Origin of the sequence: Mycobacterium ostraviense (assembly GCF_002705925.1) — a bacterium.
GTDB lineage: Bacteria > Actinomycetota > Actinomycetes > Mycobacteriales > Mycobacteriaceae > Mycobacterium > Mycobacterium ostraviense.
In genome coordinates, this window is record NZ_NKRE01000001.1 from 1976433 (window position 1) to 1988709 (window position 12277).

General features: G+C 67.7%; 15 protein-coding genes and 4 pseudogenes. 4 read left to right on the forward strand and 15 right to left on the reverse strand.

Going from position 1 to position 12277, the window contains the following annotated elements; all coding sequences use genetic code 11:
* Positions 1-34: 34 nt before the first annotated feature.
* Positions 35-1266: pseudogene (locus tag CDN38_RS08895) on the reverse strand (xylulokinase); the annotation flags it as partial.
* A gap of 35 nt (positions 1267-1301) precedes the next feature.
* Here CDN38_RS08895 and CDN38_RS08900 point away from each other — a divergent pair.
* Positions 1302-1406: pseudogene (locus CDN38_RS08900) on the forward strand (3-phosphoglycerate dehydrogenase); the annotation flags it as partial.
* Here CDN38_RS08900 and CDN38_RS08905 read toward each other — a convergent pair.
* Both CDN38_RS08905 and CDN38_RS08910 read right to left on the reverse strand, forming a co-directional pair.
* Positions 1368-2366 (reverse strand): annotated as a pseudogene (locus tag CDN38_RS08905) (alcohol dehydrogenase catalytic domain-containing protein); the annotation flags it as partial. The pseudogenes CDN38_RS08900 and CDN38_RS08905 overlap by 39 nt on opposite strands.
* Positions 2363-3136 (reverse strand): SDR family NAD(P)-dependent oxidoreductase, encoded by a 774-nt coding sequence (locus tag CDN38_RS08910; protein WP_075511012.1) that lies wholly within the window; start codon positions 3134-3136, stop codon positions 2363-2365. The gene CDN38_RS08910 and the pseudogene CDN38_RS08905, both read right to left, overlap by 4 nt.
* Positions 3137-3220: 84 nt before the next feature.
* Here CDN38_RS08910 and CDN38_RS08915 point away from each other — a divergent pair, with 84 nt between their 5' ends.
* Positions 3221-3922: a class I SAM-dependent methyltransferase gene (locus tag CDN38_RS08915; RefSeq protein WP_075510886.1), complete on the forward strand. Its 702-nt coding sequence runs from the start codon at positions 3221-3223 to the stop codon at positions 3920-3922.
* Positions 3919-4848, forward strand: coding sequence for a class I SAM-dependent methyltransferase (locus tag CDN38_RS08920; protein ID WP_075510885.1), 930 nt, complete (start codon positions 3919-3921; stop codon positions 4846-4848). Before CDN38_RS08915 ends, CDN38_RS08920 begins: the two co-directional genes overlap by 4 nt.
* Here the strand turns inward: CDN38_RS08920 and sppA are convergent.
* Positions 4845-6635, reverse strand: a complete 1791-nt coding sequence (gene sppA, locus CDN38_RS08925; RefSeq protein WP_075510884.1) for a signal peptide peptidase SppA — start codon at positions 6633-6635, stop codon at positions 4845-4847. The genes CDN38_RS08920 and sppA overlap by 4 nt on opposite strands.
* A gap of 49 nt (positions 6636-6684) precedes the next feature.
* Here sppA and CDN38_RS08930 point away from each other — a divergent pair, with 49 nt between their 5' ends.
* Positions 6685-7611: an LLM class flavin-dependent oxidoreductase gene (locus CDN38_RS08930; protein ID WP_075511011.1), complete on the forward strand. Its 927-nt coding sequence runs from the start codon at positions 6685-6687 to the stop codon at positions 7609-7611.
* A 68-nt stretch (positions 7612-7679) separates the two neighbouring features.
* On the opposite strand, the gene rplO is transcribed toward CDN38_RS08930, so the two are convergent.
* The 11 genes and pseudogenes from rplO to CDN38_RS29970 form a co-directional block, all read right to left on the reverse strand.
* Positions 7680-8123: a 50S ribosomal protein L15 gene (gene rplO / locus CDN38_RS08935; protein ID WP_075510883.1), complete on the reverse strand. Its 444-nt coding sequence runs from the start codon at positions 8121-8123 to the stop codon at positions 7680-7682.
* Complete coding sequence (gene rpmD, locus CDN38_RS08940; protein WP_075510882.1) at positions 8120-8332, reverse strand: 50S ribosomal protein L30; 213 nt, start codon at positions 8330-8332, stop codon at positions 8120-8122. Before rpmD ends, rplO begins: the two co-directional genes overlap by 4 nt.
* The gene (gene rpsE / locus CDN38_RS08945; protein ID WP_099318908.1) at positions 8329-8994 is read right to left on the reverse strand and encodes a 30S ribosomal protein S5; all 666 of its coding nucleotides are present in this window, start codon (positions 8992-8994) and stop codon (positions 8329-8331) included. The genes rpmD and rpsE overlap by 4 nt, the downstream gene beginning before the upstream one ends.
* A gap of 19 nt (positions 8995-9013) precedes the next feature.
* A complete protein-coding gene (rplR, locus tag CDN38_RS08950) occupies positions 9014-9382 on the reverse strand; it encodes a 50S ribosomal protein L18 (RefSeq protein WP_139829459.1) in 369 nt (122 codons plus the stop codon).
* A 41-nt stretch (positions 9383-9423) separates the two neighbouring features.
* The gene (rplF, locus tag CDN38_RS08955) at positions 9424-9963 is read right to left on the reverse strand and encodes a 50S ribosomal protein L6 (protein WP_023370960.1); all 540 of its coding nucleotides are present in this window, start codon (positions 9961-9963) and stop codon (positions 9424-9426) included.
* Between the two features lie 23 nt (positions 9964-9986).
* On the reverse strand, positions 9987-10385 hold the full coding sequence (gene rpsH, locus CDN38_RS08960; protein WP_023370958.1) for a 30S ribosomal protein S8: 399 nt from the start codon (positions 10383-10385) through the stop codon (positions 9987-9989).
* Positions 10386-10411: 26 nt separating this feature from the next.
* Positions 10412-10597: a type Z 30S ribosomal protein S14 gene (locus tag CDN38_RS08965; RefSeq protein WP_011739072.1), complete on the reverse strand. Its 186-nt coding sequence runs from the start codon at positions 10595-10597 to the stop codon at positions 10412-10414.
* Between the two features lie 4 nt (positions 10598-10601).
* On the reverse strand, positions 10602-11165 hold the full coding sequence (rplE, locus tag CDN38_RS08970) for a 50S ribosomal protein L5 (protein WP_075510880.1): 564 nt from the start codon (positions 11163-11165) through the stop codon (positions 10602-10604).
* Entirely contained in the window at positions 11165-11482 is a 318-nt protein-coding gene (gene rplX, locus CDN38_RS08975; RefSeq protein WP_075510879.1) for a 50S ribosomal protein L24, read from the reverse strand. Before rplX ends, rplE begins: the two co-directional genes overlap by 1 nt.
* Positions 11483-11851, reverse strand: a complete 369-nt coding sequence (rplN, locus tag CDN38_RS08980) for a 50S ribosomal protein L14 (RefSeq protein WP_023370951.1) — start codon at positions 11849-11851, stop codon at positions 11483-11485.
* A 180-nt stretch (positions 11852-12031) separates the two neighbouring features.
* Positions 12032-12277, reverse strand: a pseudogene (locus tag CDN38_RS29970) (hypothetical protein); the annotation flags it as partial.

A 12277-nucleotide genomic window follows, 5' to 3' on the forward strand; every position in this document is an offset into this window, starting at 1 on the left:
GCCTAGAACGACATACCCGGTATCGCGCCACCCGCTAGGCCAACTTTGATCCACTGAGCTCCAGGAACCGCCGATAGCGCTCTTTGGTCGGACCGATCCACTCCGGACGGGGTTCCACGGCCCGCTCGATCGAGGCCCAGCGGGCGGCGTCGGTGATCGACGACTCCAGACCGGCCGCCATGCGCCCCAGGAAAGCCGCGCCCAGAGCGGCTCCCTCGGCCACGCGGGCCACCTGCACCGGCCGGCCGGTCGCCTCGGCGATGGCCTGCAGCCAGGGCTGGACGCGGGTGCCGCCACCGGATGCGACGAGCCGCAAGGCCGGCGCCCCGCTCAACTCGATGAGCCGACGAACCACGAAGCCCGATGCTTCGAAGGCCGCCCGCCGAACCGACGCGGGGTCCTGGGTGAGGTCCAGGCCGTCGAGCAGCGCCCGGCGGTCGGGATCATGGAACGGCGTGCGTTCGCCACGAATGTAAGGCAGCCAGACCGGTACCCGGCGTGGATCGGCGGCAGCCGGATCACCCGGTGCCACAACGCGATCCACCCAGCCGAGGAACAAGCCCCCCGCGTTGCTGGCCCCGCCGATCTGGCTTTTCCCGGCGGCCGTGTGCGGAATGGTCCACAAGCCCGGCAGGTGCCGGGGCTCGGCGATGGTCGTCCACACGATCAGCGTGGTGCCACACAGCACCAGCACATCGCCGTCGTGGTCGGCGCCCGCCACGATCTGCTCACACACGGCGTCGATGGCGCCGGTTCCCAGCACCGCGTCGGTGCCGTGGACCTGACCGATCGCCGAGCCGAACGTTTCAACCCGAGGCGTCTGCGCGACACTGGCCCCGCAGTCGGCGCACGCCGCCGGGTTCCACCCGGACCAGTCGAACAACGGCAAACCCGTTACGGCCGTGGCGAAGTCGATAACCGGCTCACCCGCCACCGGCTACTGGCCACCGCGGGCGCCGGCCAGTAGCCGGTGGCGTCGGGCGCTTCGGCGGCCGTCCAGCGCAGAAATTCGGCGGCTTCACCCACCGACGGCAGCGGCTGTTGGGCGGCACCGGGTGCGCGGCCCCTGCTGTCGCCGTAGAGCAGTCCCGAGGTGACGGGCCGGCCGTCGGAGCCGACGGCGGTCAGCGACGGCACCATCGCCGAAACGGCCACCGCTTTCGCGGCGGCAGGGGCCAGCTGGCCCAGGGCCGCCAACGGCCCGCGCCGCCATGCCTCGTCGGCATCGTGCTCGAGCCGGTCGGGGGCCGGCACCCGCAGCTGATGCGTACGCGACATCGGCCAGGTCGCGGGCCCTGATTGCCGTAGCGGTCACCCGTGGGGATCCCAACAACGTCGACATCGCGGGCGCCACCGCGGCCGGTATCCCGGTGCTGAACACTCCGGCGCGCAACGCCGACGCGGTTCGCGCCCTGATCGGCGATAGCGAAGGCATCCCGCCATTGCTCCAGTCCGAAGGTGTGGGTCAGCAGGGGACGCAGGTCCACCCGCCCGGCGACTACCAGGTCGAGGTAGTGGGCAATGGCGTGCCGGCGGACACCGTCGACCTCCAGGACACCAGTTCCTCGATGATGGCCAGACGTGGTTCGTGCGCAACGACTTTGGCGGCGCCGAACCGCCAGGCAAGCTCGGCCTGGGCCGGGAATCGGGCGACGACGGCCACCGCCACGTCCGGATACAGCGCCCGCAGGATCGCCAGTGCACACAATCCGAGCGAGCCGGCGCCGTACATACACCAGCACCCGGCCGCAGCGCGGCGGCGGATGGCGGGTGATCGCATGCAGCGACACCGAGAACGGGTCGGCGAACACGGCCGCCTCGTCGGGAACCGAGTCGGGAGCGGCGAACAGCATGCTGTGGTGGGCGGGCATCAGCTCCGCGTAGCCGCCGGTCACGTCGGCCGACACCCGGTGTGGATTGCGGGTTTGATGTCGCCGTCGGCGAAGCTCCAGCACAGGCTGTAGTCGCCGGCTTCGCAGGCCGGACACGGCGGTTCGATGCCACGTGGCCCGCAGGAGAGCCACGGATTGAGCACGACCCGCTGGCCCACCTCGACCCCGCGGGCCTCCGGTCCCAGCTCGACGACGGCGGCGATCACCTCGTGGCCCATGACCTGCGGGAAGGAACAGAATGCGGCCATGGCGTTGTCGGCGTCGTGCTCGCCGAAGTCCATCAGGATCTGCGGAATCAGACCCGCAGATGCCGGTCAGCCGCGGTCGGGTGATCACCCAGTCCGGGCGCAGCAACCGCGGGTCGGGCAGTAACCGCAGCCCTGTCGGGCTGTGGGCCAGGTTCTGGGTAAGGGCGTTGGCATCATCGGGGACCTCGAACGGCTCGGGTGGCACGCCGTAGACCAATGCCCTCATTGCCAGGTCATGGCCGCCGCGCCGGCGATGAACGCGTCCAGGTCGGCGTTCTTGGCGTCGACGACGTCTTTGAGAGCCATCAACTCTGGCAGATAGTGCTCGAACCGGTCGCTGCCGATGGCCGCGACGATGCCCTCGGCCACCAGGTCGGCGCTAACCTTGGGCCCCCGGTAGAGAGGTTCGTCGTTGTCCGGCCGGTCCCAGATCTCGGTGTCCACCGGACCCGGCTGGATCAGCTTCACCGACACTCCGGTGCCCGCCAGGTCGACCGCCATCGCCTCGCTCCAGCCGCACAGCGCGAATTTGCTTGCGCAATAGGCAGCTTCGTGGATGATGCCGAGTCGTCCGCCGACGCTCGACACATTGACGATGACGCCGGACCGCCTCGCCAGCATCCGCGGCAGCAGCGCCAGCGTCATCCGCATCGGGGCGAAGAAGTTGACCCGCATCACCTCCTCCACGTCAGCCGGCTTCAGCGCCGTCACGGCCCGGCGTCTGGGTACTGCCGCGTTGTTCACCAGCACGTCGATGCCACCCAGGGCGTGCCAGGCTTGTAGTGCCAGCCGTGCGGCCGCGGGGGTGTCGCCCAGGTCGGCGGCCCACATCGCCGACTCCGGCGAGGTCCTGCGGCAGTCGGCCAGCACCTCACCGAGCCGGTCCCGTCGCCGGGCGATCAGCCCGACCACCGCCTCCTGGGCGGCCAACTGCCTGGCCAGAGCCGCTCCGACCCCCGAGGATGCACCCGTGATCAACACCCGCTTGCCGGCCATCGCGTACGACCCGGCCATCGCGTACGACATAGTTCAAGGTTGCCGTGCGGGGCTGCCCAAAGCCAGGGCTTTATCCTGGCCTTCGTGGCCCACGATCATCTGCATCGCTTCGTCAGCAAGCTCGGAAAGCGCCATGACTACTTCCCGGCCGCCGGCCATGACGCGCTGTTGCCGTTCTACGACCTACTGACCCGGCTGCTCGGCTTCACCCGGGTCTACCAGAAACTCATCGTGCAGGCCGATATCGGCGACCACCATCGTGTCCTGGAGATAGGTTGTGGCACCGGGAATCTGGCGATCAGGGTCAAACACGCCCACCCCACGGCGCAGCTAGTCGGGTGTGATCCCGACCCGCTGGCATTGCATCGGGCGCAGCGAAAGGCAGCGCGGCTGACCGGGATTCGTTTCGAACGGTGTTATGCCCAGCAGCTGCCCTACCCCGACGGCGAATTCGACCGGGTGCTGTCGTCGATGATGCTGCACCACTTGGACGATGCGGCGAAAACCGCTGCGGCGGCAGAGGCATTCCGGGTGCTGCGGCCCGGCGGCCGACTGCACCTGGTGGACATGGGGGGTGACCTGACCGATCGCGACGGCCTGGCCGCGCGGCTGGTCGTGCGCGGTCACCACGGCGCCGGCAACCTCGGCGATGCGATTCCGCGGCTCTTGACGGCGGCCGGGTTCGACTGCGCCGAGGTCGATTCTCAGCGGCATCGTGTCTTCGGGCGGCTGACCTACTATCGCGCCACCCGTCCCCCGAAGCCCACTGAGGAGCAGAACCGATGACCCGGAGCGAGTCACAACGCAGCGACGACGACAGTTGGGACCTGGCCTCCAGCGTCGGTGTCACCGCGACCATGGTCGCCGCGGGCCGCGCGATGGCGACCAAGGATCCCCGCGGGTTGATCAACGATCCCTTCGCCGAACCGCTGGTGCGGGCCGTCGGCGTCGACTTCTTCATCAAGATGATGGACGGCGACCTGGATATGACTGCCTTCCAGGACGTGTCGCCGGCCCGGGCACAGGCAATGGTCGACGGAATGGCGGTGCGCACCAAGTACTTCGACGACTACTTCAGCAACGCCACCGGCGGCGGAATCCGGCAAGCGGTCATCCTGGCATCCGGCCTGGACGCGCGCGCCTACCGGCTGCCGTGGCCCGCCGGGACGGTGGTCTATGAACTCGACCAGCCCCGGGTGGCCGAGTTCAAGACAACCACGTTGGCTCGGCTGGGTGCCGAGCCGACCGCGTCTCGGCGGGTGATCCCGATCGATCTGCGCGGCGATTGGCCGACGGCACTGCGGGCGGCGGGCCTGGACGCGGCCGCACCGACGGCGTGGTTGGCCGAAGGCCTGCTGATCTACCTACCACCGGAAGCCCAGGACCGGCTGTTCGACAACATCGCTGCGCTCAGCGTCCCGGGCAGCGCCATCGCCACCGAATTCGTGCCGGGCATAGTGGATTTCGATGCCGACCGGATCCGGGAGAGGTCGGCGGCCTTCCGGGAGCACGGCATAGACATCGACATGGCGTCGCTGGTGTACCCCGGCGACCGCAACCACGTCGTCGACTACCTGAGTGCCAAGGGCTGGGACGTCGAGGGGGTGACCCGAGCCGAACTGTTCCGGCGCGCCGGCATTGCGGTGCCCGATCCCGATGACGACGACCCACTCGGCGAGATCATCTTCATCAGCGCCGTCTTGTCCGCCTAGAGGCGCGACTGCCCCAGCCATAACGCGCTGGCACCGCTGAGCGTCTGCTCGATACCCTCGACGACACCGGCGATCGAGCGAGTCAGCAGCGCCCCGACGGCGTCGGGTACCGAAGCCGCCGCCGGTCGCGACGACATGCGCGGCAGTAGCAGGTCCAACAGCGACGAGCCCGGATAGCTGACCAGTCGAACCTCGGTGTCCTCGTCGAGGCCCGCCAGGATTTTCGCACGGCGTACCGCCGCGCGGAAGCCGCCGAGTTCGTCGACCAGGCCACGCTCGAGCGCATCGGCACCGGTCCAGACCCGGCCACGGGCCACCACGTCGACGGCTTCGGTGCTGAGGTTGCGGCCCTCGGCGACGCGCGCCACGAAGTCGCCGTAGAACAGATCGGCCTCCGCCTCCCGCCGGGCCCGCTGTTCCGGCGTGAACGGCTCGTCTATCGACCAGGCGTCGGCATTGGCGTTGGTGCGCAACGTTTCCGACCCGACTCCCAGCCGGTCCTTCAGATCGCGAACCACCAGTTTCCCGGTGATCACCCCGATGGAACCGGTGATGGTGCCGGGATTGGCGACGATCGCATCTGCGGCCATCGAAACGTAGTAGCCGCCGGAGGCGGCGACCGCACCCATCGAGGCGACGACGGGCTTGCCGCGGCGGCGGGCCCTTTTCACCTCACGCCAGATGGTCTCCGACGCGGTGACCGATCCCCCGGGACTGTCCACCCGCAGCACGATCGCCGAAATCGAATCGTCGGCGGCCACCTCCCGTAGCGCCGCCGCGATGGTGTCGCCGCCGGCGCTGGACGGGCCGAACGGCAGACCCTGCGGGCCACCGCGCCCGCTCACGATCGGGCCTTCCACGGTGACCACCGCGATCGTCGGCTTGGCTCGGCGGCCGGGTATCGACGGTACCGGCGGCGCTAGTCGCGACCGCGCGGTGCCCGCGTAGCGGGCCAGGTACATTCGCGGCGGCTTCTCGTCGGTGTCGACGGACTCCGGCGAAACATCTTCTATCCCAATCAGTTCCGCCATGCGAGCGTAGACCTCGTCGCGGAATCCGATCCGGTCGATCAGGCCGGAGGCCACCGCCTCGTCACGTAGCAGCGGAGCCCGGTCGGCCAGCTCGTTGAGTACGTCGACGTCGATGCGGCGCGATTCGGCGACCTCGTGCCACACCTGGCTCTGCAGGCTTTCCAACATCCGGGTGACAGCCTCGCGGTGGGCTTCGGTGTAACCGTCTTCGGTGAAAAGGTTTGCCGCCGACTTGTATTCACCTCGCGTGACGATCTCGGCTTCGATACCGGCCTTGTCTAGCGCGTCGCGCAAGAACATCGCGTTGCTGGCAAAGCCGATCAGCCCGACGCTTCCCGAGGGCTGCAGCCAGATCTCGCGGAATGCCGAAGCCAGGTAGTAGGACAGCGTGCCCGGATAGGTTTCCGCCCAGGCCACCGACGGCTTGACGGCGCTGAAGGCCGCGATGGCCTCGCGAAGTTCCTGAACGGCGCCGGCGGGCGACGGTGGAAGCTGGACGCGCGCAATCATTCCGGCGACCCGTGGATCCTGGGCGGCCCGGTGGATCGCGGCGACGGCGTCGCGCAGGGCCATCGGCCGGCCGCGTCCGGACAGGATTGTCAGCGGGTCGAAACCGGTCGTCTCCACCGGCATGTTGCGCAGATTGAATTCGAGCACGCAGCCGTTGGGCACGCCGTGGTGGCGCGCGGTGTCGACCCGGTCAGCCAGGGCGCGCACGTCGTCGACGCCGGGCAGAAAAGACAGTAAGGCAAACATGTTTGCCAGCCTACCGATAGCCTGCGGGCAGCCACCGTACGGTGAAGGTGTGCGGTTGTGCATCGCGATCCCCCAACTGGACTACGACAACTTCGACACCGCCGGGCTGCGCTCGTATCTGGGTCGCGCCGAGGAGTTGGGGTTCGAAGGCGGATGGGTGCTCGAGCAGATCGTCGGCGAGTCACCGCTGCTGGCGCCGTTGGAGCTGCTGGCATATTCGGCTGCCTGTACCGAGCGGCTGCGGCTGGGGGTCGGTGTTCTGGTGACGTCGCTGCATGATCCGTTGCAGCTGGCCTCGGCGGTGACCGCCGTCGACCGGCTCAGCCACGGCCGCCTCGATCTCGGTATTGGGGCCGGCGGCGGTTCCCGCAGATTCGCGGCTTTCGGCGTCGACAAGGCCACCCACGTCCGATATTTCACCGAGGGTCTGGCCTTGATGAAAGCGGCGTGGTCCGACGAGCCGCGGGTGACATTCCACGGCCGGTTCCGCGACGTCGACGACCTGCCCGTCGCACCCAAACCGGTGCAGCGACCACACCCGCCGATCTGGTTCGGCGGCCGGGCGCCCACGGCGCTGGCCAGAGCGGTGCGCCACGGTGACGCGTTCCTGGGGGCGGGGTCGTCGACAACGGCCGACTTTGCCCGAGCCGTCACCGTCGTGCGCCGTGAGCTCGCCGAACAACACCAGGATCCGGCAACCTTCACCATCGGCAAGCGGGTCTATCTGATGGTGGACGACGACGGCGACCGCGCCCGCGAGCGCGCGCTCGGCGGGTTGCGCCGCATCTACGGCCGGACGTCCGGCATCGATTCGGTGTCGGTGGCGGGCACGCCCGATGACGTCGCCCGTGGACTGCGCGCGGTGATCGACGCGGGCGCCGGGATGCTGCTGCTCAATCCGGTGGCCACCGACGTCGCACAGAACCGCGATCAGATGGAACGCCTTGCCGCCGAGGTGATTCCGCGGCTGGGCTGATCGCGCCAGCAGACACAGAATCGCACTCCGGAATGCGGATCGGTGCGATTGTGTGTCTGCTCGCGGTGCTACGCGAGCTCGGTGGCGGACCCGCCCGCGGCGGTGATCTTCTCGCGCGCGCTGCCGCTGAACTTGTGCGCGGTGAGGTCGACCTTGACGGTCAGCTTGCCGTCACCGAGCACCTTGACCAGAGCATTCTTGCGGACCGCTCCCTTGGCGACCAGGTCGTCGACGCCGATGGCGCCGCCCTGCGGGAACAGCCGGTTGATGTCGCCGACGTTGACGATCTCGTACTCGGTGCGGAACCGGTTACGGAACCCTTTGAGCTTGGGCAACCGCATGTGGATGGGCATCTGCCCGCCCTCGAAGGTCACCGGCACCTGTTGGCGGGCCTTGGTGCCCTTGGTGCCACGCCCCGCCGACTTGCCCTTGGAGCCCTCACCGCGACCGACGCGGGTGCGTGCGGTCTTCGATCCGGGCGCCGGCCGCAGATCGTGCAGCTTGATGGTCACTTGGTCTTACCTCCGGTCGCCTCTACGTTGGTGGACTCCACCTCGACGAGGTGCCGTACCACCGCGATCAGCCCGCGGGTCTGTGGGTTGTCCTCGCGAATCACCGAGTGGCGAATCCGCCGCAAACCCAGGGTGCGCAGGCTTTCGCGCTGCTTCCAACGGGCCCCGATGGTGCTGCGCACCTGGGTGATCTTCAGCTGAGTGCTCATGGTTGTGCCCCTGAGGTCTGGGCCTCGCGCGCCGCGGCAGCGGCAAGCGCGTCACTTTCGCGCCGCGCCTTGAGCATGCCGGCCGGAGCGACGTCCTCGATCGGCAGACCGCGCCGGGCGGCGACTTCCTCAGGACGCTGCAACATCTTCAGCGCAGCGACGGTGGCGTGCACCACGTTGATCGCATTGTCGCTGCCCAGCGATTTCGCCAGAATGTCGTGCACGCCAGCACATTCCAGCACCGCACGGGCGGCGCCACCGGCGATCACACCGGTACCGGGGCTGGCCGGGCGCAACAGCACCACGCCGGCGGCCGCCTCACCCTGCACCGGGTGGGTAATCGTGCCGCGGATCAACGGGACCCGGAAAAAGCCCTTGCGAGCCTCCTCGACACCCTTGGCGATGGCGGCCGGAACCTCCTTGGCCTTGCCGTAGCCGACGCCGACCATCCCGTTGCCGTCGCCAACGATGACCAGCGCGGTGAAGCTGAACCGCCGACCACCCTTGACCACCTTGGAAACCCGGTTGATGGCCACGACACGCTCCAAGTAATTGCTCTTGTCGCCGTCGCGGCCGCCGCGGCCGCTGTCGCGCCGGCCCCGGCCGTCACGCGAGTCGCGGCTGTCTTGGGCGCCTTGCCCGCCAGCCGACTGTTCCGCCATTATGCGGTCCTCCCGTTCATCAGAAGTTCAATCCGTTCTCGCGCGCGGCATCGGCCAGCGCCGCGATCCGCCCGCCGTAGCTGTAGCCGCCGCGGTCGAATACCACGGTGTCAATGCCGGCCGCCTTGGCTCGTTCGGCGATCAACTGGCCGACCCGCACGCTGCGGGCTTTCTTGTCCCCGTCGACACCACGCACATCGGCTTCGATCGAGGACGCGGCGGCCAGGGTGGTGCCGTTGAGGTCGTTCACCAGTTGCACGTGAATGTGCCGCGCGGACCGGTGCACCACCAGCCGGGGACGCTGCGGGGTGCCGGCGATCTTCTTGCGCAGCCGTGCGTGCCTGCGCAGCCGGGAGACGCGCCGGGTTGCCGATACGTTCTGCCCCACCGGCTTTCGCGCAGCGGTTTCAGCCTGTGATTGCGCCATGACTACTTACCTGTCTTCCCGACCTTGCGGCGGATCTGCTCGCCTTCGTAGCGCACGCCCTTGCCCTTGTAAGGGTCGGGACGACGCAGCCGGCGGATATTCGCCGAAATCTGGCCGACCTTCTGCTTGTCGATCCCGGACACCGTGAACTTCGTCGGCGCCTGGACCGCGAACGTGATGCCTTCGGGCGCTTCGATGACCACCGGGTGGCTGTAACCGAGCGCGAATTCGAGATTGGCGCCCTTCAGCTGGACGCGGTAACCGACACCGTAGATCTCCATTTTGGTGGTGTATCCCTGCGTCACGCCGGTGACCAGGTTGGACACCAGGGTGCGCGACAGCCCGTGCAGGGAGCGGTTGCGCCGCTCATCGTTGGGACGCGTGACGACGATCGCGCCGTCATCGTTGCGGGACACCGTAATTGGCTCGGCGACGGTCATGTCCAGGGCGCCTTTCGGCCCCTTGACGGAGATGTTCTGGCCGTCGATCGTGACGTCGACTCCGGGGGGTACCGGAATGGGTTGCTTACCAATGCGCGACATGGTTGCTTCCTCTCACCACACTCTCACCAGACATATGCGAGGACTTCGCCGCCCACGCCCTGTCTGGCTGCCTGACGGTCGGTGAGCAGGCCCGAGGAGGTCGAAATGATCGCCACACCCAGGCCGCCCAGCACCCGCGGCAGATTGGTGGATTTCGCGTAGACCCGCAATCCCGGCTTGGACACCCGGCGCAAACCGGCGATGCTGCGCTCCCGGCTGGGCCCGTATTTGAGCTGCACGATCAGCGATTTGCCGACCCGGGCATCCTCGGTGCGGAAGTCGCTGATGTAGCCCTCGTTCTTGAGGATCTGGGCGATGTTGGCCTTGATCTTGGAGTGCGGCAACCGCACCTCGTCGTGATACGCCGAATTGGCATTGCGCAGACGGGTCAAGAAGTCTGCGATCGGGTCGGTCATGGTCATGACAGCGTCTGTACCCTTCCTCGCGGTTACCAGCTGCTCTTTTGCACGCCGGGTAACTCACCCGCATGCGCCATCTCGCGCAGGCAAATCCTGCATAACCCGAACTTGCGGAACACCGCGCGGGGGCGGCCACATTTGCTGCATCGGGTGTAGCCGCGCACCGCGAACTTGGGCTTGCGTGCGGCCTTGTTGACCAGTGCCTTCTTCGCCATCTGCTCAGTTCTCCTTGAAGGGAAAGCCGAGGGCCCGCAACAGCACTCGCCCTTCCTCGTCGGTTGTCGCCGAGGTGACGACGTTGATGTCCATGCCGCGGACCCGGTCGATCTTGTCCACGTCGATCTCGTGGAACACCGATTGCTCGGCCAGCCCGAAGGTGTAGTTGCCCACGCCGTCGAATTGCTTGGGCGACAATCCACGGAAGTCGCGGATACGCGGCAGCGCGATCGAGGTGAGCCGGTCGAGGAACTCCCACATCCGGTCGCCGCGCAGCGTGACGCGTACGCCGACGGGCATGCCCTCACGCAATTTGAACTGCGCGATGGACTTACGTGCCCGACGAATTTCCGGCCGCTGCCCGGTGATCAGTGCTAGGTCGTTGACGGCGCCGTTGATCAGCTTGGCGTCCCGGGCGGCCTCGCCGACGCCCATGTTGACCACGACCTTGGTCACGGTCGGGATCTGCATGACGTTGCGGTAGCCGAACTCCTTCTGCAGCGCGTCACGGATCTCGTTGCGGTAGCGCTGCTTGAGGCGCGGCTGAACCTTCTCGGCAGTAGTCATCAAATGTCCTTGCCATTGCGCTTCGAAATGCGGACCCGCTTGCCTGTTTCCTCGTCGACCCGATAGCCGATTCGGGTGGGATTGCCGTCGGAGTCGACGACCATCACGTTCGAGACGTGGATCGGGGCCTCCTGGGTGACGATTCCGCCCGACTTGGCGCCACGTTGGTTGGTGGAAACCGCGGTGTGCTTCTTGATCCGGTTGACGCCCTCGACCAGGATCCGGTTGCGGTCCGGGTACGCCTGCAAAACCTTGCCCTTGGCCCCTTTGTCTTTCCCGGAGATCACCAGCACGGTGTCGCCCTTGTGGACCTTCATCTACAACACCTCCGGGGCCAGCGAGATGATCTTCATGAATCGCTTCTCCCGCAGTTCCCGCCCGACCGGCCCGAAGATGCGGGTTCCCCGTGGGTCGTTGTCGGGCTTGATGATCACTGCGGCGTTCTCGTCGAACTTGATGTAGCTGCCGTCCGGACGCCGGCGTTCCTTAGCGGTGCGCACGACGACGGCCTTGACGACGTCTCCGCGCTTGACGTTGCCGCCGGGAATCGCGTCTTTGACCGTGGCGACGATGACGTCACCGATGCCGGCATAGCGTCGCGACGACCCGCCGAGCACGCGGATGCACAAGATCTCCTTGGCGCCGGTGTTGTCGGCGACCTTGAGCCGCGATTCCTGCTGAATCACTAGATCTCCTGACCTGGTTGACGTGTGCACGGCAGGGCTCACCAAACACCAGACGTGCGCGGTCTTTGCCACCCAAGGGCACGCAGGGCCGATGACGCTTACGCGCACCAGCCGAGGTCTGCCCAAGGCAACCCCTAGAGTCTAGGGGACGGCCAGCTCAGAGCCAAATTCGAGGGCCAGCTAGAAGGGTGGGGGTTCGTCGTCGGGTGGGGCGGGTCCGGCATCCGCGGCGGACTCGGCCCGTCGGTTCAGGCGGGTGGTGCGGTTGTGGCGGCGTTCGGTGGCCACCCGGTATGCGTGGTCTTGGGCGCGGGCGCGGCGGCGTTTGGGCATCATGGCGCTGCGCTGGGCGCCGTAGTCATCTGGGGCGGGGGTCGGTTTCGGGGGCGGGCATGCCGCCGACGGCGCGGCACAGGCCCGGGACTG